This window comes from Saccharopolyspora dendranthemae, from assembly GCF_007829955.1.
Taxonomy (GTDB): Bacteria; Actinomycetota; Actinomycetes; order Mycobacteriales; family Pseudonocardiaceae; genus Saccharopolyspora; species Saccharopolyspora dendranthemae.
In genome coordinates this window covers 408,662-428,027 of sequence record NZ_VIWX01000002.1, presented here as the reverse complement: position 1 = coordinate 428,027, position 19,366 = coordinate 408,662, and the positions used below count along the sequence as shown (strand labels likewise).

The following is a 19,366-nucleotide window of genomic DNA, read 5'->3' as shown; positions in this document are numbered from 1 at the left end:
ACAGTTCCGGACATGCATACGGTGGCAGTGGCCGTGACGGACGGGATGCCGGTCTTCGAAATCGCCCCGCCGTGTGCGGTGTTCGGGATCGACCGTCCGGATCTTGTGGACCCCTGGTACGAGCTACGGGTGTGTGCCAGCCCGAGAGCGCAAGTGGGAGGGTGGCTACGCGCCGACACCCCGTTCGAACTGGACGCGCTCGTGACGGCCGACACGGTGATCGTGCCAGCCTGTCACGACAGCGCATGTCCGCCGGGCGAGCTCGTCGAGGCGGTCCGCGCGGCCTACGACGCAGGTGCCCGGGTGGCCTCGATTTGCACTGGGTCATTCGTGCTGGCCGAGGCTGGGCTCCTGGACGGCCGGCGGGCCACGACGCACTGGATGCACGCCCAGCGAATGGCGCGTGACTATCCGGCGGTCACCGTTGATCCGGACGTGCTCTACGTCGACGAAGGCCGGGTGCTGAGTTCGGCCGGAAAGGCGGCAGGGATCGACTTGTGCATCCATATGGTGCGGACCGACCACGGCTCGGCGGTCGCGAACGCACTTGCCCGGCGGCTGGTCGTCGCGCCGCACCGGGCCGGCGGCCAGGCCCAGTTCATCGACGCACCGGTGCCGGAAGGGCCCCGCGAGGATCTCGGAGAGTTGTTGTCGTGGGCCTTGGCCAACCTGGACCGACCGATCTCCGTGACCGATCTAGCGAGGCACAGCAACATCAGCGATCGTCACCTCAGTCGCCGGTTTCTCGCAGCCACGGGCACCACTCCACTGCGGTGGCTGCTCGCTCAACGGGTGCAGCGCGCGCAGGAGCTCCTTGAACACACCGATGTGCCGATCGAGCGGATCGCCGAGCAGACCGGGATGGGCACCGCCGCGACCCTGCGCCGACAGTTCCAACGAGTCGTGGGCACTCCGCCGGCAACCTACCGCCGCACCTTCCGCGGCGGCCAGAACCCGGGCCGGACCCCGTGACCGTCGACCCCGGTGCGCTCGTCCTCTGCGGAACTCACCATCAGCACGCTCCGCGAGAGGCAGGACTCCGATGGGCTCGAACGTCCCGTGCAGCGCGACGACATCCTCAAGGCCATCGCACTCCAGCGCCAATGTCCCGGCGGAGGTCCATGCCAAGCCTTCGACACGCAAATCGCCGTCGCCCCCGACGATGGCAAGCAGCTACCCGGCGCACAGCAACTCACGACGCATAGCCCCTTGCCTCGTTGAAGGGAGTACCGGTCGTTCTGGCGTGCCGTGACGAGATCACCACTCCACCTCACTCCCCCGGATCTCCGGGACGGACTCGACGTCGTCCGCAGGCGCAGGATCATCGACGGCATCCTCGACCGCCACATCTTGACAGGACCCTGTCGCATTGACAGTCTACTGTCATGACTGATACAGCATCGGCCGGCACGGAGCTCGTACTCGACGTGTTCAGGATCAACGGCCTGCTCCTCGCGGCCGGCGATCGCCTGGCCGACGCTGAAGGTTTGACGTCCGCACGCTGGCAGGTACTCGGCGCCATCGCGCTCGCCCACGAGCCCCTGCCGGTTCCGCACATCGCGCGCCAGATGGGTCTGACCCGACAGAGCGTCCAAGTCTCGGTCAATCGGCTCGTCGCCGACGGGATGCTCGCCTCGGAGCCCAACGTCGAGCACGCGCGCTCCCCGCTGTTCGACCTCACCGGCCACGGCGCCGCGGCCTACGAGCGCCTCGCTGCCGCCCAGCAGGACTGGATCGGCGGACTCACGACCGGTCTTTCCGCCGCCGATCTACAGGCCGCATCCCACCTGCTACGCACCCTATCGGCACGGCTCACGTCCGCCACCACGACGCACGAACAACCGCACGACCCGATGAGGAGGGCCACCACATGAAGTTCCGCGAAATGGACCGACATGTCGCCTACGCCGACCAACTCGGCGGCGATGACGGGCCGATCGAGCTGATCAACGTCTTCACCATGGACGCCGGCGACATCGAGCGCTTCCTACAGGTCTGGGCAGACGACGCCGCCTACATGAAGCGCCAGCCGGGCTTTATCCGCACCCAGCTCTACCGCGGAACCGGCGGCAGCGCAACGTTTGTCAACATGGCGACCTGGGAATCGACCGGCGCACTGCGCGCCGCCTTCACCGCGCCGGAGTTCCAGGCTGCAGTTGCGCGATACCCGCACAGCGTCGAGGCGTCCCCGCACGTGTGCGCCGCGAGCGCCGTTCCCGGAATCTGCACGGCCTGACCCAGCCTGGTCACGCGCAGGGGCGTTCCCTTCGTCGATCCTCTTACGGGGCCGCGCGTCAGCGCCTGTTACAGCGGGCCGCCGCTGGCGCGTGGGGGCTTTCAGGCCGCGCTCGATCGGTTCCAGTGTTCGACGTGGGTCACGCGCAGTTGGCACGGCCGCTCGAAATTCGACACTCCGTAGGTCACACCGGGATCTGTGCCTGTGAAATCGGCCGATGTGTAGTTGAACCGCTATTTCACCCCGTTCCGGCCGGAAACTGCTTGTGTGTCGCGGTAGCGTCGCAGTACCTGCCCAGCATGATCGGAGAAGCTTGTGGACGTCAGCGTTGTCGTCGCAGGCCGCGAAGACAAGAGTCGACCCACTGACGCCGTCGCGGTCGCTGCAACTGCCGACCGACTCGGCTACCGCGAATTGTGGGTGGGAGAATCCGGTCCGACCTGGGACGGGTTCGCGCTGGCCGCTGCGATCGGATCGGCCACCGAGCAGATCGCGATCACGGTAGGCCCGGTCCCGGTCTCGGTGCGAGACGCGGCGACCATCGCGCGCGGCGCGGAGTCCGTCGCCGCGCTCACCGGTCGACCTGTCGGCGTGGCGCTGGGCACCTCGAGCGGGCGAGTGGTGCGCGGGCTGCACGGGCGGTCGCGCGGAGGAGCGGCCACACTCCTGGAGTCGACGGCCGCCGCCATCGCGCCAGCGCTCACCGGCGGACTCGGAGCGGACCTGCCAGAAGGGGACCTGGTGGTCCAGGCTGGGTTTCGACGCCGTCATGCGCCGGCAGGCGGGTCACTGAGCGTTGCCGCATTCGGAGACCGAGCTCTTGCCACCGCTGCTGCCCACGCCGACCGCGTACTGATCGACACCGTGTCGCCCGAGCAAGTATCCGCCTTCCGCTCTCGCTTGGACGACGCCGCAGCCCGGTCCGGACGCCCCACGCCTCGCTTGGCCGCATGGCTACCGGCCGCCCTCGCTCCGGACAGTCGGTCAGTGACACAACTGCTGGACCACGTCACGGGATACCTCGCTGTGCCCGGCTATGCGGAGATGTTCACCGCTGCGGGGTTCGGCGACGAAGTCGCACGAGCCGCCAGTGGCGCGCCTCGCGACGAGCTGGTCAACGCACTACCGCTGGAAGCCGTCCAAGCACTCGGCGTCGTCGGCGACCACGAGACGATACGAGGCAGACTGCTGGCCTACGAGCAGGCCGGGCTCGACGAAATTGGGCTGGTCCCGGCGACCGCCGGTGATGCCGCAGCCGAGCAGACCCTGTCCGCATTCGCTACCTCTAACGACAAATAGCACGAGACCCTGTCGCACAGGTGGAGGCGCTTGAACACCGGGTGGACTCAACTGGCCAGCGCAACACCGCAATGTCCAGAATGGACAGTTAATTCATCACGGCGACAAGGGTTGTCAATACACCGCGATCAGGTTCACCTCACGTCTCGCCGATGCCGGCATCGCACCCTCTACTGGTTCCGTCGGCGACTCTTTCGACAACGCCCTCGCGGAAAACCTGTGGTCAACCATCAAGATCGAGCTCGTGTACTGGCCGGGCACGACCTTCGCCACCCGAGCCGAGGCCGACGCGGCACTGTTCCGCTACATCGACGGCTGGTACAACCCCCGCCGTATCCAGCACGATCTCGGCGGACTGTCCCCCGACGAACACGAGCAAGCCCACCACACCCAACATGAAGCCGAGAGCATCCAACCAGCCCCAGCCCTCGCCGGATAACCAAGTCTCCGGCATCGCGGGGGAACCTCAACCTCGGACAAACGCGCACCGGTGTTGGCGAAGAGCCGGATGATCGCCTGGTCCCGCAGGCTCAGGAAGTCCTTGCCGGTGCAGGCCTCCAGCAGCTGCGAGGTCACATCACCCTCGATCACCGGGATCAGCTTGGCCGGAGTCGCGGGCTTGCGGGCCCGTTCCATCGGCGAGCGGTCGATCTCGCGTTCGTCGTTGAGCAGCCAGCCGAAGAACACCCGCAACGCCTTGTGCTTGTTCACCGCCGTCGAAGCCGAGCGGATCTCGATCATCCAGGCCTGAAATGCCTCGATGTGATCACGGGTGACATCGGCCGGGTCTTCCGCGGCATCGTCGGCGTCGGAGTCCGGTGAGTGCTCGACGAGGTAGCGTGCCAGCTGGCCCACAGCCGATGACCTGCGCAAACGCAACCACGCAGGGGGTCATGATCGCCGCCGGAACCGTGGGGTAAGCTATCGTCACACCCCACGGGGTGGCCGGGACGTGGCGCAGCTTGGTAGCGCACTTGACTGGGGGTCAAGGGGTCGTGGGTTCGAATCCCGCCGTCCCGACCGGTGAGAGGGTTTCCGCAGGTCAGAGCCTGTGGGAGCCCTCTTTTTCTGTTCTTGTTCTGCTTCCTGTGGTCAAGCATGCCGCTCATGGACACCTTGACTGCGGAGTTGTGGAATGGCTGTTTTTGATCTTGGCGGGCTCACCGAAGGCCTGTCGAGCGTGTGGGCCGGATTCCTGCGGGACTGGGACCGCAGCCTGCGTTCGGTGAACCATCCCGAGACCACTCGCTACAACTATCTGCTCGCCGCCCAGTCAGGCCGGGCAGCGGACGCCGCCGGCGGCTCTGGTGAGTTCTTCTGGGTCTCCTGCGACCTCCTTCGCGCAGTCGATGAACTCTCCGGTCGAGAGGCTGATCTGGTACTGCGACTGGTAGTGGAGGTCGGCTCCGGAGCAGATCGCCTGGAGCGCTTTGCCGGACGAATCGGTGCCGACCTTCACCGTCTCCTTCTGGTCGCCCAGGAGACGTCGACCTCCAGCTCCCAGGTGCACCAGCAGCTGGGGGTCGTCGCTTCGATCTCGGAGGGCAGCGGTTCTCCGGTGACGGCGTACCTGCTGTGCTCTCGAGGAACGGCGAGGTCGCCTCGCGGTCTCAGGAGGCGTTCCCCTCGCTCGCGTACGCGCGGTGGTCGGGTCCGTCGAGATCGGCGACCACCTTGTCGGTGTTCGCTCCGCCCTGGTTGAGGATCGAGATCAGCGTTCCGTCGACGGGCGGCGGTCTGCGCTCGAGGACCTTGACCCTCGTGTCGTTGATCCGGACCCGGGTCGGTGCGGTTGCCGACGAGGCTCAGGTGGTAGCGACCGGCGCTCGCGTCCCCATCCCCGAAGGAGAGCCTGATGCCTCCTGCTCTCTCCATGAGGTCGTTGGAGTTCAGGAGATTTCCCCTCCTGCGGACCTTCGACGGCCAGCGCGTCGACTTCGGCTTCCGCCATGCGTTGGGGGAAGTACCAGACCCAGCCGTCGGAGCTGTCCCTCACGACGCTCCTCACGTCCTCGACCAGGAGCGCGGGGGCCGCGCAGTTTCGAGTCGTCCCAGGAGCGTTCGATCGGACGGGCGTAGACGGCGACGAGAACGGCGATGATCGCCATGATCCCCGCCGTGCCACCGACGGCGAGCCAGATCTTCGGCAGCACGCCGCTCCCACGGCGCCCGGAGGATTCCGAGGGCGAGCTCTGCCGTGCACCACGCCTCCCGGCCACTTCACGACGTCTCGCCACCGGTGTCACCTCCTGGTCCGCCCGCAGCGCCGGGGACCAGCGACGACCTCCCGCCCGCGGTGTCAGATCCCGACGAGTGCGCGCGAACGGACCAACAGCCCGCTTCCGGACCAGACCGGCCGCCGGGAATCCGGATCAGGCGATTCCGGTTCTCGCTCCGGCGTTTTCGTGGCGAGTCCCACCGCGGAACTTCCCGGTCGAGATGCGATGATCGTCGAGCACACCGAACCGAGGAGGACGTCCGTGGCCGAGCAGTCCCGCGATGCTGTTGGCCTGGACGTGTCACGCCCCAATCCCGGTCGCATCTACGACTGGTTCCTGGGCGGCAGCTCGAACTGGGCCATCGATCGCGTCTTCGGCGAGCGGCTGCTCGGCATGTGGCCGGAGATCGCCGGTGTGGCGCGGCAGAACCGCTCGTTCCTGCAGCGGGCCGTCGTGGACGCCTTCGACTCGGGGATCCGCCAGTTCCTCGACCTGGGCTCCGGCATCCCCACCATGGGAAACGTGCACGAGATCCTCCGGGAGCACAGCGAGGAACCGGTTCGCGTGGTCTACGTCGACTGCGAGCCGGTCGCCACCGCGCACACCCGGGTCAACCTGCGCGGCACCGACTGGGCCGGTGTCGTCGAGGCCGACCTGCTGAACTGGCGGGACGTCTTCGCCCACGCCACCACGAAGCGGCTGCTCGACCTGGATCAGCCGGTGTGCCTGCTCGCGGTCTCGGTGCTGCAGTTCATCGGCCCGGACGGCGACGTGCCCGAGGTCCTGCGGCGGTACGGCAGCAGACTCGCTCCCGGCTCGCGGATCGCCGTGACGCACTTCGCCTCCGACGTCCCCGATCCCGCGGCGCGCGCGTCGATGGAGCGGTTCCGGACCGAGTGCGACGTGACGCCGAATCCGCTGTGGCTGCGCGACCGCGACACCCTCACCGACTGGTTCACCGGACTCGGCGAGCAGTGGAACCTGCTGGCCCCGGGCGTCGCTCAGCTGCCGGACTTGCGTCCCGACCTCATCACCTGCCCGAAGTCGATCGCCGAGGCGGAGAAGATGCGGCCCTACGCGTGGTTCGGCATCGGCGAGAAGCAGCGGTCGTAGCCTCAATTCCCGGCCGGACCGCATCGTCGGGCCGGGTCCGTCGTTGTACGCGGCATGATCAGTCGTCGGGTGCACATCGTCGTGCTCTCACTGGGTCTCGCCCTGCTGCTCGGCCTGGCGCCTGCCTTCGCTCAGGCAGGCACCACCTCCGGATTCGCTCCGATCGATCGTCCCGGTCCCGAGCTGAGCGTCCCGCCGGAGCAGTTGCGGGAGGCGCTGCGCTGCCACGGCGACCCGGGCAGCGGGCAACAGCCGGTGCTGCTCAACCCGGCCACCAGCGTCACCCCGGAGCAGAACTACTCCTGGACCTACGCCAAGGCCTTCACCGAGCAGGACAGGTTCTGGTGCGCGGTGACGATGCCCGAGCACACTTTGGGCGACATCCAGGTCGCAGGCGAGTACCTGGCGCACTCGGTCCGCGAGGTGCACCGGCTGACCGGGAAGCGCATCGCGGTCCTCGGACACTCCCAGGGCGGCATGAACATGCGCTGGTCACTCCGCTTCTGGCCCGACCTGCGTCCTCTGGTCGACGACGTGATCGGAATGGCACCCTCCAACCACGGAACCCAGTCGTTGAAGGGCTGCGGGCCCGCACCAGCCGAGTGCGAGCCCGCGGTGTGGCAGCAGCTCGCCGGTTCGGAGTTCATGCGGGCGCTCAACAGCAGGACCGAGACCTTCGAGGGCATCAGCTACACCGTCGTGTACTCGCGGTTCGACGAAGTGGTGACACCTCCGGAATCCTCGGAGCTGCACACCGGTGGAGGGCTGATCTCCAACGTCGCGACCCAGGACGTCTGCGCCACCAACACCTCGTCGCACCTGCTGGTCGGCACCATCGATCCGGTCACCTACGCCTTGGTCGAGGACGCGCTGAACAACCCCGGCCCGGCCGACCCCGCTCGGGTCGACTCCTCGGTCTGCGGGCAGCCGCTGATGCCGCACGTCGACCCGGCCTCGGTGGACACCTACCTGCAACCGGTCGCGGCGATCCCGGGACTGCTCAGCACCGCTCTGCCCGGTGTCAACCTGGTGGGTGGTAGGTCCGTCGACCGCGAGCCTCGGCTGCGCTGCTACGTCTACGCTGCGGGCTGCTGAGAGCGGAGGGGATTCATGGCGCGGACCGTGTTCGCCTTGCCCGGGACCTTCTGCGCTCCCCTGGTGTTCGAGCCGCTCCAGCAACTGCTCGGTCCGCGGTTCGAGGTCCGGGCGCTGTCGTGGATGACCGACGCAGCTGACCGCAGCCTCTCCGGCGCGGCCGAATGGGTCGCCGGGTTGATCTCGGCTCCCGCGATCGTGATGGGTCATTCGACCGGCGGCGCCATCGCGCTGCAGCTGGCGGCAACGCGTCCTGACCTCGTGTCGGGGTTGATGCTGCTCAACACCGGGCCGAACATGAAGTGCCACGGGGACGTCGCCTCGCTGATCGAGGACATGGAGCGGAACGGGACCGCCGAGGTCGTGGATGCGGTGCTCGAGCGGTCGTTCCGCACCTCTCCCACGCCCGATGACCTGCGGCGACTCCGGGACTACGGGCGTTCGATCCCGCTGGTGGCAGCTCTGGAGGCGCTGCGCAGCCAGCACGTGATCGACCTCGAACCGGAGCTGGCCTCCCTGCGCATGCCGGTGTCCGTCGTGCACGGCCGTTTCGACCCGGTCCGGTCGCTCAACGTCGCCGAGGGCATGGCCGAGGGCGCACCGGATTCCTCCCTCCGGATCGTGGAGGCGGGTCACAGCCCCATGTACGAGGTTCCCGATGCGGTCGCGGACGTCCTCGACGAGCTCGCCCGCCGCGTGGCGAACCGCTAGCCCGGAGACGAGAACGAGGCCACGCCGAGTGACGGGACCTCGTTCTCGTGGGATCAGGCGTGGGCGGCCTGCTTCTCGGCCGGCTCGGCCGGGTCAGCGGTTCCCAGGACCTCCTGCTCGATGGCCTCCAGGCTCTTGCCCTTGGTCTCGATCAGTCCGCGCTGGACGAACCAGAAGGACAACACCGCCATCAGCGCGAAGAACAGGAACATCACGCCAGGACCGGTGATGTCCAGCAGCACCGGGAAGACCAGCGCGACGGCCATGTTGAACAGCCAGTTGAACACCAGGCAGATCCCCACCGCGGAACCGCGCATCCGCAGCGGGAACAGCTCGGGCAGCATCACCCACTGCACCGGGCCCCACGAGACCGCGAACGACGCGATGTAGACCAGGATGCTGCCCAGCGTCACCGCGACCAGCAGCGGACCGTAGGAGACGCCGACGACGTTGGCCACGCCGAGGACCAGCATCGACACGAGCATGCCGATGCTTCCCACCGCCAGCAGCGACTTCCGGCCGACGCGGTCGATCATGCGCAGCGCGGGCAAGGTCATCAGCACGTTGACCACACCGATGCCGACGTTGGCCAGGATCGCGCCCGACGTGCCGAAGCCCAGCGTCGTCAGCAGGGTCGGGGCGTAGTAGATGATCGTGTTGATCCCGATGAAGTTCTGGAAGAACACCAGGCCCAGGCCCAGCAGCACGACCCTGCGCAGCCGCGGGGTGAGCAGTTCCCGCACGCCGACGGCGTTCTCGGCTTCCTTCTCGCGGTCGGCGGCCTGGATCTCGTCCAGCTCCTGCTCGACCTCCTCGGCACCGGTCCCCCGCAGCCGGGTCAGCACCTCGCGGGCCTGGTCGGCGCGACCGTGCTTGACCAGCCAGCGCGGGCTCTCGGGCTGGAAGTAGATGCCGATGCCCAGCAGGACCGCCGGGACCGCGCCGAGACCGAGCATCCAGCGCCAGGCACCGCTGTCGGCCAGCGCGTAGTCGGTCACGTAGGCGACCAGGATGCCGATCGTGACCAGCAGCTGCATCAGCGAGGTGAGCCCGCCGCGCGACTGCTTCGGCGCGAGCTCGGTCAGGTACAGCGGAACGACCACCGAGGCGATGCCCACACCGATGCCGATCACGAACCGGAAGGCGACGAGCATCCACGCCGTGGTCGCGAGCATCGCGCCGACGGTTCCGGCGGTGAACACCACGGCCGCCCAGAGGATCAGCCGTCGCCTGCCCCACGCGTCGGCGAGGCGGCCGGACGCGCCCGCACCCGCCATCGCACCGACCAGCAACCCGCTGACCACGAGTCCCTGCTGGAGCGGGGACAGCGGGATGTCCTGCTTGATGAACAGCATGGCACCGGAGATCACTCCCGTGTCATAACCCCACAAGATGCCGCCGAGCGCCCCGAATATCCAGATCATCGCGTTGCGCGTGCGCGAGCGCCCTGGCGCGGGGGTGGTTGGCGTCATTGCACGAACCCTTCGTTGATTTTGCAGGAGGGCGTCTCACCACGCGCCTGGTGGCGAGACGCCTGGGAGCTGCCAGGAATCCGGCCGCAACCGCTGTTCCACGTGCGGGACCGGCGCTCCTGACCCGCCCCTAGCGCGCGGTGGGGCTCACGTGGATCTTGTGACCTTCTCCGGCGCGGAACTTCTGGATCGCCTCGGTGTAGGACGACAGCGGGAGCGTCGCCGACACGAGTGGTTCGACATCGACCGCGCCCGAGGCGATCAGCTCGATGGCCGGCTGGAAACCGTTGTGCACGGCCATGGAACCGAGGATGTCGATCTCCTCGTGGTAGACGCGGAACGGCGAGAAGCTCGCGGTCGCGTTCGGGTCCGAGACGCCGAACTGCAGGAAGGTGCCGCCCTTGCGGACCCGCCCCAAACCGTCCTCGATCGCGGGCACCGCACCGGTCGCGTCGATGACCACGTCGTAGCCATCTTGCTGCTCCAGCGCGTCGGCGCGGGTGGTGGCGCGGTCGGCGGCGTAGGACCGCGCGAAGCCCAGGCGGGAGTCGTTGATGTCGACCATCGACACCGATGCGGCCCCGGCAAGGCGCACCAGCGCGGCCATCAGCAGGCCCATCGTGCCTGCTCCGTAGATCAGGTAGTGCGATCCGGGCAGCCGGGGCAATCGGCTCAGGCCGTGGACCGCGCAGGACAGCGGTTCCACCATCGCCGCAGCCGTGTAGGAGACCGTCGAAGGCAGCGAGAAGCAGATCCCCGCGGGCACGGCGACGAGTTCGGCGGCGGCTCCGGCCTTGCTCACGCCGATGGCGTCCCAGACCGTGCACAGGTTCCCGCGGCCCGCACGGCACCAGCGGCAGATGCCGCACGGCAGGTTCGGGTCGACCGCGACCCGATCACCGACCGCTAAGCCGGTCACGCCCTCGCCCAGCTCCACGACCTCGCCGGCGAACTCGTGCCCCGGGGTCAGCGGGTACTCGACGGGCAGCACCCCATCGACCAGGTGCAGATCGGTGCCGCACAGGCCGCAGGCGTGCACTCGCACGATCACCTGCCCGGCCGCCGGTGTCGGATCCGCGACGTCTGCGACTGCGGCCTTGCCTGGTCCTTCGATCACTACGGCTTGCACGATCACTCATCCCGTCCGGCGTGCCTCGGCGCACGCTCGCTGGTCCGCGCACCGGCCGAGGGGTGCTCGGACTGGGCCGCCCCGGCGCGATGTGCCGCAAAAGCTAACTTCGGTTAAGCGCTTAGGCAAGCGCTTAACTCCATGTTAAATTCCCAACCCGAACTGGGAACGAGGGAGTCGCCCGTGGCCACGATCGCGGATGTCGCACGCGTCGCAGGAGTGTCGTCGGCGACGGTGTCCTACGTGCTCAACGGCACCCGCAAGGTGCGACCGGAGACGGCCGAATCCGTGCGCAACGCCATCGAGCAGGTCGGCTACATCCAGAACACGCTCGCCCGCTCGCTGGCCACGGCCCGCACCCTGTCCATCGGGGTCGCCATCTCCTCGGTGAGCAACCCCTACTTCACCGAGATCCTCCAGGGCATCGAAGCCGAGGCGGTCGATCGCGGCTACAGCCTGCTGGTGGCCGACCCGCGCGACGACCCGGAGCACGAGCTCAGCGTCGTCTCCCACCTCCACCAGCGCCGCATCGACGGGATCGTGCTCGCGCCGTCGCCGGAGCCCTCGCGGACGATGCGCTACCTCGCCGAGCACGATGTGCCCACCGTCCTGGCCGACCGCGTCGTGACGGCGGGCTACGACCAGGTCAGCACCGACAACACCGAGTCCACCGCATCGCTGGTGGACCACCTGGCCGGGCTCGGACACCGACGCATCGGCTTCGTGGCCGGGCTGGCAGGTCTGAGCACCACCGCCGAGCGACTGGCCGGGTATCGGGAGGGCTTGAGCCGCAACGGCATCGACGCGGATCCGGACTTGTGCCAGGAGGGCGCGTCAGAATCGGAATCCGCCCGGCGCGCCGCCACCGCCCTGCTCACCTCGCCGAGCCCGGCGACGGCGATCATCGCGGCCAACAACGCGATGACCATCGGCACCATGCGGGCGGTGCGCGATCTCGGCCGCATGGTTCCCGACGACGTGGCGCTGGTGGCCTTCGACGACTTCCCCTGGGCGGACCTGTTCACACCGAGACTCACCGCCATCGCCCAGCCCAGCCGCGAGATCGGAGCCGAAGCGCTCCGCCTGCTGCTGAACCGGCTCGACGATCCCACCCGTGATCCGGTGGAACGCCGGTTGGAATCCCGCTTCGTGCACCGCGATTCCTGCGGCTGCCGCTGAACCGCACCCGAGAAGGAGCCCATCATGATCGTCGTCGGAGGCGAAGCGCTGATCGACCTGGTCGCCACCGAACCCGTGACCGCCGCGCACCTGCCGGTGCGGACCTCGCACCCCGGGGGCGGACCGCACAACGTGGCGATCGCGCTGGCGCGGCTCGGTTCACCCGCGTCGATGCTGTCGCGGATCTCCACCGACGATTTCGGCGAGGCCCTGGTGAGCGGCCTGCGCGAGTCCGGAGTGGACACGAGCCTGCTGCAGCGCGGCCCCGAACCGACCATGCTCGCCGTCGCCTCCCCCGGCTCCGACGGGTCGGCCCGGTACAGCTTCTACGTCCAGGGCACGGCCGACCGGTTCGTCACCGATCCCGGCACCCTCCCGCCGCAGGTGCGCGCGCTGTCGCTGGGCACGTTGTCGATGGTGCTGGAACCCGGTGCCAGCGCTTACGAATCGCTGCTGCGGCGGGAGTCGGCGCGCGGTGTGTTCGTGGCGTTGGACCCCAACGTGCGGGCGGACCTCATCGACGACGCCGAGGCGTACCGCGAGCGGTTCGAGCGCTGGCTGCCTCACCTCGGCCTGCTGAAGGTGTCCGAAGAGGACGCTCACTGGCTCGCCCCGGACGCCGAACCGGTGTCGGACGCGGTGCGCCGGTGGGCGGGTGCAGGCCCGGCGGCAGTGGTGCTCACCCGCGGCGCCGACGGGCTCTCGGTCGTCCTCCCGGACGGGAGTCGCGTTGACGTCGCCTGCCGCGAGGCGGCGATCGTCGACACCATCGGCGCCGGCGACACCGTCCAGGCAGCGCTGCTGCACTGGCTGTCCCACAACGACGCCCTGGAGCGCCCGGTGGTCGCGGACATGGGAGCGGACCGGTGGCGGGAGGCCCTGACCTACGCGGCCACCGCCGCCGCCCTCACCTGCTCACGCCCAGGCGCCCAGCCTCCGACCGCAGAAGAGCTCCCCTCCCCCAGTTTTAGTCCTAACTGAGCAGACATTTCGGACATGATCATGGCTCGGTTTGGACTAAAACTGGGAAATGGTGAGGTGAGCTCTACTTCTTGAGGCCTGTGCCGTGGATTCCGTGTTGCTCGATGACGGCGAGTTCGTCGTCCGTGAGCGGCGGGAACTGCAGGGCCTCGACGTTGTGGTCGAGCTGCCAGACGGAGCTCGCGCCGATCAGGGCCGACGTGACCTCGGGGCGTCGCAGGACCCACTGGAGGGCGAGCTGCGCCAGCGATTGACCGCGCTGCGCGGCGAGGTCGTTGAGGGCCGAGGCCCGCTGCCGGTAGGTGTCGTCGATGACGTCGGGCGACAGGAAGGCGCTGTTCTCCGCGCGTGCCCCCGAGGGAACGCCCTTGAGGTACTTGTCGGTGAGCAGCCCCTGCGCCAGCGGCGAGTAGACCACCAGCCCGAAGCCGTCCTGCTGCGCCAGCTCGAGCAGACCGCTGTTCTCCGGCGTGCGGTCGAAGATCGAGTAGCGCGGCTGGTGGACCAGCAGCGGCACGCCCGCCTCCCGCAGCAGCTCGGCGGCCTGATGCGCGCGCTCGGGCTGGTAGTTCGACAGCGCGACGTAGAGCGCCTTGCCCTGCTGCACCGCGCTGACCAGCGCACCCACCGTCTCCTCCAGCGGAGTGCTCTCGTCCGGGCTGTGGCTGTAGAAGATGTCGACGTAGTCGGTGCCCAGATCGCGCAGGCTGTGGTCCAGCGACGACAGCAGCGACTTGCGGGAACCGCCCTTCTGGTACGGCCCCGGTCCGATCGGGTTGCCGGCCTTGGTCGACAGGAGCAGCTCGTCGCGGTGCGGCGCCAAATCCTTGGCCAGCACCTTCCCGAGGCACTTCTGCGCGGCGCGGTGCGGCGGACCGTAGCGGTCGGCGTTGTCGAAGTGCGTGATCCCGAGGTCGAAGGCGTGCAGCACGATCTCGCGTTGCGTCTCGTACGGGTAGTCGGTGCCGAACTTCTGCCACAGGCCGAACGAGAAGGCGGACAGGTCGAGGCCGGAAGCCCCCGCGCGCCGGTACTCCATCTTCTCGTAGCGGTCCTCGCTCGCCGCGTAGGTCTGCTCGAAAGCCCCGTGGCCCATCGGTTCCGTTCCTCCGGTCTGTCGGGTTCGTCTCCGCGGGACCGAGCGGTCCCGCTACCGACCCGTCATGCAACCACTTCGGACGCCGAAGAGCAGCCCGTTCGTCTCGGGGCTCACAGCTGCGGACGCGCGAGCGCGGCGGGCTCGGAGCGAACCCGCCGCGCGCTCTGAAGCGCTACCCGGTCCTGGCGTAGTCGCTGGCTCCGCACCAGTCGACGATCACGACGTCCTCATCGCCCACGACCCAGGCGTCGTGACCCCTAGGCAGCGAACTGACCGAGCCCGCCTCGACGTCGAACTCCTGGCCGTCGGCCATCTGGACGTGCAACGTCCCGGACAGGTGGTACTGGAAGTGCGGCGCTTCGCACCACTCGGTCCCCGCCATGGGCTTGACGTCCTGGCTCCACCGCCACCCGGGATGCAGCACGAAACGCCCGATGGTGCCCCCGGCCATGTCGAGGACCTCTGCGCGGCCGTGCTCGAACTCGCGCACGTCATCAGGGCGGTCGAAATCGCGGCTCTCGACCGCCTGCGTGCTGTGCATCGTCATGATCAACTCCTTCCGCGCAACCCGACGTCCACGACCATCAGCCCGCCGCGAGCAGGTGGCCAGAGGCTTTCTGCCCGTCACGCCGGGCCGACGGTGACGCGGAAGTTCCCGCGCTGCGAGTGCATCGTCCACAGCCGCTCGGCCAGCGCGTCCGGCGCGAACAGCGGGTCTCCCCCGCCGATGGCTCCGGGCACGACGAGCTGACCGACGTGCACGTTCTGGGTCGCGAGGGCGTCGTGCAGCATCTCGCCGTAGGCGGACTCACCGGCGAAGGCGACGGAGGTACCCGCGACCTTGCCGTTGGGGACCGCCGCGCTCCCACCGTTGACCAGCAGGATCGTGCCCTTGCCCCGCTCGGTCATGCCCGGCAGGACCTGGCGCACGGCGGTGGCGGAGCCGTGCACGGAGAACTCGAGCGCTGCACCGAGGTCCTCGACGGCGGTGTCGAGGACGGGGCGCAGGAAGTCGCGGTGCGGGACCGGGCTGTACTGCAGCACCTCGATCGGCCCCAGCTCCCGGTCAGCTGCCTCGAGCGCGTCCACCAGGCGTTGCCGGTCCACGACGTCGGCCTCGTACCCGCGCGCCCGCACCCCGTCCTCGGCGAGCTCTGCGGCGAGGCGGTCGACGTTGGCCTTCGTGCGCGAGATGACCGCAGCCGAGTGGCCCTCTCGCCCGAACCTGCGCGCCACGGCGGCGCCCAGTCCCGGACCGGCACCGATGATCGCGATCGTCGTCATGGCTGGCCTCCCTCGAACCCGTTCACCCGCTCCGGCGAGACCTCAGACCTGCACCTCGGCCGGGAGTTCGGTCAGGGTCCCGCGGATTCCGCGCATCCGCTCGCGGTACTCCTCCACCGAGTCGAGCTTGATCTGCTCGTAGCCCCGGATCACGTCGGGGAGTTCCGCGAGCTCGACCGCGGTGGCCAAGGTGGTTTCGGCCAGGAGCGGCAGAACTTCTTCGACGGCCGCCCGGTATTCACCGATGAGAGCGCGTTCGACCTTGCGGACGTGGGCGCGGCCGAACGGGTCGAGGGCGGTGCCCCGCAGTCGCCGGAGTCCGCGCAGCGCGCGGAACGCGGGCCGGATCCACGGCCCGAGGGTGATCTTCCGCCGCATCCCGAGGGCGCGGAGCGCGGGCGGGTGCAGCCGGTAGCTCAGCCGCGCCCGCGGACCCCACTGCTCGCGCACGCGATCCTCCAGCGCGGGGTCGAGGGAGAGCCTGGCGACCTCGTACTCGTCCTTGTAGGCCATGAGCTTGAACAGGTGCCGCGCCACGGCCTCGGTCAGCCGGGTGCTGCCGGGCACGGCCGCGCGCTCGTGCTCCCGGACGTGGTCGACGAAGCGCCGGTAGTCGCCGGCGTAGCGGGCGTTCTGGTAGCCGGTGAGCTCCTCGGCCCGGCTGTCGATCAGGTCGTCGAGGCTGGTCACCTGCGGTTCCGGCGCCTGCTCGCCGGAGACCGCGCGGCGTCCGTGGCCGAAGGCCAGCAGGTTCTCCTCGACCCGCGCCCCGTTGAGCCGGATCGCCTCCTCGACCACCTCCGCGGACAGGGGCAGGGCTCCGGCCTGGTAGGCGGCCCCGACCAGCAGCATGTTCGCGAACTGCTCGTCCCCGAACAGCTCCGCGGACAGCTGGTCCGCGGCCACGTGGTGCGCTCGCGCCACCTGCTCGTCGACGGCGGTGCGGATGCCGGCCTGGTCCGGGAAGGTCGAGGCGGGGTCGACGACCATCCTGCCGGTGGGGACTTCGGCGGTGGAGACCACGGCGATCGTGCGAGCCGGGCTGGTCGCCTTGAGCTGGACCGGATCGGTGGCCACCAGCGAGTCGCAGCCCAGGTACAGGTCGCACTCGCCGTCGGCGACCTTGGCCGCTCTAGCGATCGGCGCGGTGCTGACCTTGATGTCGGAGACGACCGCGCCGCCCTTCTGCGCCAAGCCGGTCTGGTCCAGCGCGCGCACGTGCTTGCCCTCGATCGCCGCGGCGGTGGCCAGGACCTGGGCCACGGTGACCACGCCGGTACCGCCGACACCGGTGATGCGCGCGGTGAAGTTCGCGGCCGTGACCTGAGTTTCGGGGTCGGGCAGCGGGCCGACCGGCGGAGCGACCCGCACGGCAGCGCGCCCGTCGGGATCGGGCACGACGGTGAGGAACGACGGGCAATCCCCGTCCAGGCACGAGTAGTCGAGGTTGCACGAGGACTGGTGGATCTGCGTCTTGCGGCCGAACTCGGTCTCGACCGGGCGGACCGAGAGGCAGTTCGACTTCTGCCCGCAGTCACCGCAGCCCTCGCACACCCGCTCGTTGATCATCACCTTGGTGGTCGGGGTCGGCTGGGTGCCGCGCTTGCGCTTGCGCCGCTTCTCAGCCGCGCACTCCTGGTCGTGCACCAGCACGGTCACGCCCGATTCACCGGCCAGCTCGGCCTGCACCTCGACGAGCTCGTCGCGATGCCGCACCGACACCCGGTCGCGATCGCCCACTCCCGCGCGGCGCAACGTCTTCCGCACCTTCTCCGGGCGCTCGCCGGTGATGACGACTCGGCTCACTCCTTCGGCCAGCACGGTACCGACCAGCTGCGGGAGACCGCCACGACCGCCGACGGCGTCCTGCCCTCCGGTCATCGCCACCGTTGAGTTGAACAGGACCTTGAACGTCATCCGCGCGCCTGCGGCCACCGCCGCCCGGATGGCGAGGCTGCCGGAGTGGGCGAAGGTGCCGTCGCCGAGGTTCTGCAGGTAGTGCGTCTCGTTGACGAACGGGGCCATCCCGAGCCAGTGCGCGCCTTCCCCGCCCATCTGGCTGATGCCGGTGACCGAGCCGACCTGCTCCTCGGGCATGAGCAGGACCATCGCGTGGCAGCCGATGCCACCACCGACCAACGCCCCTTCCGGCGGTTTCGTCGAGGAGTTGTGCGGGCAACCGGAGCAGAAGTGCGGAGTCCGGGCCGCCAGCGGCAGCATGATCCGCTCCCGGCGTTCTCCGTCCTTCGTGGACAGATGATCACAGCCGTTGTCCCGCAGCCTCCGCCGGAGACCGGCTGCCACCGAGTCCGGATCGAGCTCGCCGACGTCGCTGAACAACCGGGCACCGCCCGGATCGCGCTTGCCGGTCACGCGCGGTGCCGTGGCCGTGCCGTAGAGGATCTCCTTGATCGCGACTTCCAGGAAGGCGCGCTTGTCCTCCACCACCACGATCTCATCGAGCCCGCAGGCGAACTCGCGCACGATCTCGGGCTCCACCGGCACGACCGCGCCCAGCTTCAGCACGCGGACGCCCCGCCGCTCCCAGGCGTCCTCGACCAGTCCGAGCTCGTCGAGCGCTTGCCGGACGTCGAGGTAGGTCTTGCCCGCGGCCACGATCCCGATCCGCGCGGAACTCCTCGCGCCCAGCACCTGGTTGACGCCGCTGCGGCGCAGGTATTCCAGCGCGATCGGCGTCCTGATCTGGTGGAGGCTGCGTTCGAGCTCGGCCAGGTCGGGTCCGAGCAGCCGCGCGTGCGGGATGTGGGAGTAGGCGCGCAGACCACCGGCAAGACCGTTCATCACCGGCGGGGTCCACGTCGTGTCGACGAGCGCGGTGGAGCCGCCGTCGGCGACGTTGGTCGCGATCTTCATCGCCGTCCACAACCCGCTCGCCCGCGAGAGCTCGACCGCGTGCAGGCCGTGATCGATGACCTCCTGCGGATCGGCCGGGTAGAACGTGGGCAGCTGCAGGTCGGCCAGCGCCGGCTCGGACGAGCAGGGCACGCTGGACGACTTCGCGCTCGGATCGTCACCGACGAGCGCGACCACGCCGCCCCGGGGCGAGGTGCCGACCATCGCCGCGTGCCGGATCGCATCGGTCGACCGATCGAGACCGGGCGCTTTGCCGTACCAGAAACCGGTGACGCCAGCGGTGTTGAGCTCGGCGACCTGACCGGCGAGCTGGGTGCCCGCCAGCGCCGTCGCGGCGAGCTCCTCGTTGAGCGCGGGGGCGTGCACGACGCCGTGCTCGGCCATCAGCGCCGCACGCCGCTGGATCTCCAGGTCGTAACCGGCCAGCGGCGACCCTTCGTACCCGCTGACGTAGAGCGAACCGAGGTGGCCGCGGCGCCGATCGTGCCGGCTCCGGTCGAGCAGGACGCGCACCAGCGCCTGCACACCGGTCAGGTAGACCGGGCCGTCCTCGGTCAGGTACCGGGCGTCGAGCGAGAACGGCTCGCGGGTCGGCGTGTCGATGGACGAGCTCAAGCCGGCACCTCTTCCTGCGCTTCGGGGACGAGACGCAGCTCACGTTAAGCACCGTTTGCC

The 19,366-nt window shown here is 69.1% G+C and carries 18 protein-coding genes, 1 tRNA gene and 1 pseudogene; 13 read left to right on the top strand and 7 right to left on the bottom strand.

Annotation, left to right across the window (positions count from 1 at the left end):
- Positions 1-12: 12 nt before the first annotated feature.
- The 8 genes and pseudogenes from FHU35_RS10875 (at position 13) to FHU35_RS10845 (ending at position 4,555) form a co-directional block, all read left to right on the top strand.
- On the top strand, positions 13-972 hold the full coding sequence (locus tag FHU35_RS10875; RefSeq protein WP_145738377.1) for a helix-turn-helix domain-containing protein: 960 nt from the start codon (positions 13-15) through the stop codon (positions 970-972).
- A 413-nt stretch (positions 973-1,385) separates the two neighbouring features.
- Complete coding sequence (locus FHU35_RS10870) at positions 1,386-1,874, top strand: MarR family winged helix-turn-helix transcriptional regulator (protein WP_145738376.1); 489 nt, start codon at positions 1,386-1,388, stop codon at positions 1,872-1,874.
- The gene (locus FHU35_RS10865) at positions 1,871-2,236 is read left to right on the top strand and encodes an antibiotic biosynthesis monooxygenase family protein (RefSeq protein ID WP_145738375.1); all 366 of its coding nucleotides are present in this window, start codon (positions 1,871-1,873) and stop codon (positions 2,234-2,236) included. The genes FHU35_RS10870 and FHU35_RS10865 overlap by 4 nt, the downstream gene beginning before the upstream one ends.
- 315 nt (positions 2,237-2,551) lie before the next feature.
- Positions 2,552-3,535: an LLM class F420-dependent oxidoreductase gene (locus FHU35_RS10860; RefSeq protein WP_145738374.1), complete on the top strand. Its 984-nt coding sequence runs from the start codon at positions 2,552-2,554 to the stop codon at positions 3,533-3,535.
- A gap of 82 nt (positions 3,536-3,617) precedes the next feature.
- A pseudogene (locus FHU35_RS29870) lies at positions 3,618-3,753 on the top strand (IS3 family transposase); the annotation flags it as partial.
- A gap of 26 nt (positions 3,754-3,779) precedes the next feature.
- A complete protein-coding gene (locus FHU35_RS30410) occupies positions 3,780-3,974 on the top strand; it encodes an IS3 family transposase (RefSeq protein WP_425474127.1) in 195 nt (64 codons plus the stop codon).
- Positions 3,975-4,025: 51 nt separating this feature from the next.
- Positions 4,026-4,286: a hypothetical protein gene (locus FHU35_RS30405; protein WP_425474126.1), complete on the top strand. Its 261-nt coding sequence runs from the start codon at positions 4,026-4,028 to the stop codon at positions 4,284-4,286.
- 195 nt (positions 4,287-4,481) lie between these two features.
- Positions 4,482-4,555 (top strand) — tRNA-Pro (locus FHU35_RS10845).
- A 253-nt stretch (positions 4,556-4,808) separates the two neighbouring features.
- Here FHU35_RS10845 and FHU35_RS29225 read toward each other — a convergent pair.
- On the bottom strand, positions 4,809-4,994 hold the full coding sequence (locus FHU35_RS29225; protein ID WP_186459369.1) for a hypothetical protein: 186 nt from the start codon (positions 4,992-4,994) through the stop codon (positions 4,809-4,811).
- A gap of 1,021 nt (positions 4,995-6,015) precedes the next feature.
- Between FHU35_RS29225 and FHU35_RS10835 the strand changes: the two genes are divergently transcribed.
- From FHU35_RS10835 to FHU35_RS10825, 3 genes are read left to right on the top strand one after another with little or no spacing between them, the layout of a single operon-like run.
- Positions 6,016-6,867 carry an SAM-dependent methyltransferase gene (locus tag FHU35_RS10835; RefSeq protein ID WP_246110229.1) on the top strand — a complete coding sequence of 284 codons (852 nt, stop codon included), beginning with the start codon at positions 6,016-6,018 and terminating at the stop codon, positions 6,865-6,867.
- Positions 6,868-6,921: 54 nt separating this feature from the next.
- Positions 6,922-7,962, top strand: coding sequence for an esterase/lipase family protein (locus FHU35_RS10830; RefSeq protein ID WP_145738371.1), 1,041 nt, complete (start codon positions 6,922-6,924; stop codon positions 7,960-7,962).
- A 15-nt stretch (positions 7,963-7,977) separates the two neighbouring features.
- Complete coding sequence (locus FHU35_RS10825) at positions 7,978-8,673, top strand: alpha/beta fold hydrolase (protein ID WP_145738370.1); 696 nt, start codon at positions 7,978-7,980, stop codon at positions 8,671-8,673.
- Positions 8,674-8,726: 53 nt separating this feature from the next.
- On the opposite strand, the gene FHU35_RS10820 is transcribed toward FHU35_RS10825, so the two are convergent.
- Positions 8,727-10,145 carry a sugar porter family MFS transporter gene (locus FHU35_RS10820; protein WP_145738369.1) on the bottom strand — a complete coding sequence of 473 codons (1,419 nt, stop codon included), beginning with the start codon at positions 10,143-10,145 and terminating at the stop codon, positions 8,727-8,729.
- A gap of 130 nt (positions 10,146-10,275) precedes the next feature.
- The gene (locus FHU35_RS10815; RefSeq protein WP_145738368.1) at positions 10,276-11,274 is read right to left on the bottom strand and encodes a zinc-dependent alcohol dehydrogenase family protein; all 999 of its coding nucleotides are present in this window, start codon (positions 11,272-11,274) and stop codon (positions 10,276-10,278) included.
- Between the two features lie 183 nt (positions 11,275-11,457).
- Between FHU35_RS10815 and FHU35_RS10810 the strand changes: the two genes are divergently transcribed.
- Both FHU35_RS10810 and FHU35_RS10805 read left to right on the top strand, forming a co-directional pair.
- A complete protein-coding gene (locus FHU35_RS10810) occupies positions 11,458-12,453 on the top strand; it encodes a LacI family DNA-binding transcriptional regulator (protein WP_145738367.1) in 996 nt (331 codons plus the stop codon).
- 24 nt (positions 12,454-12,477) lie between these two features.
- A complete protein-coding gene (locus tag FHU35_RS10805) occupies positions 12,478-13,434 on the top strand; it encodes a carbohydrate kinase family protein (protein WP_145738366.1) in 957 nt (318 codons plus the stop codon).
- A gap of 64 nt (positions 13,435-13,498) precedes the next feature.
- Here the strand turns inward: FHU35_RS10805 and FHU35_RS10800 are convergent, their stop codons facing one another.
- The 4 genes from FHU35_RS10800 to FHU35_RS10785 all read right to left on the bottom strand — a co-directional run bounded on the left by FHU35_RS10800 (position 13,499) and on the right by FHU35_RS10785 (position 19,306).
- Positions 13,499-14,530 carry an aldo/keto reductase gene (locus FHU35_RS10800; RefSeq protein WP_145738365.1) on the bottom strand — a complete coding sequence of 344 codons (1,032 nt, stop codon included), beginning with the start codon at positions 14,528-14,530 and terminating at the stop codon, positions 13,499-13,501.
- A 175-nt stretch (positions 14,531-14,705) separates the two neighbouring features.
- Positions 14,706-15,080, bottom strand: a complete 375-nt coding sequence (locus FHU35_RS10795; RefSeq protein WP_246110228.1) for a cupin domain-containing protein — start codon at positions 15,078-15,080, stop codon at positions 14,706-14,708.
- Between the two features lie 77 nt (positions 15,081-15,157).
- On the bottom strand, positions 15,158-15,817 hold the full coding sequence (locus FHU35_RS10790) for an SDR family NAD(P)-dependent oxidoreductase (RefSeq protein WP_145738364.1): 660 nt from the start codon (positions 15,815-15,817) through the stop codon (positions 15,158-15,160).
- 42 nt (positions 15,818-15,859) lie between these two features.
- Positions 15,860-19,306, bottom strand: coding sequence for an indolepyruvate ferredoxin oxidoreductase family protein (locus tag FHU35_RS10785; RefSeq protein ID WP_246110227.1), 3,447 nt, complete (start codon positions 19,304-19,306; stop codon positions 15,860-15,862).
- Positions 19,307-19,366: the final 60 nt, after the last annotated feature.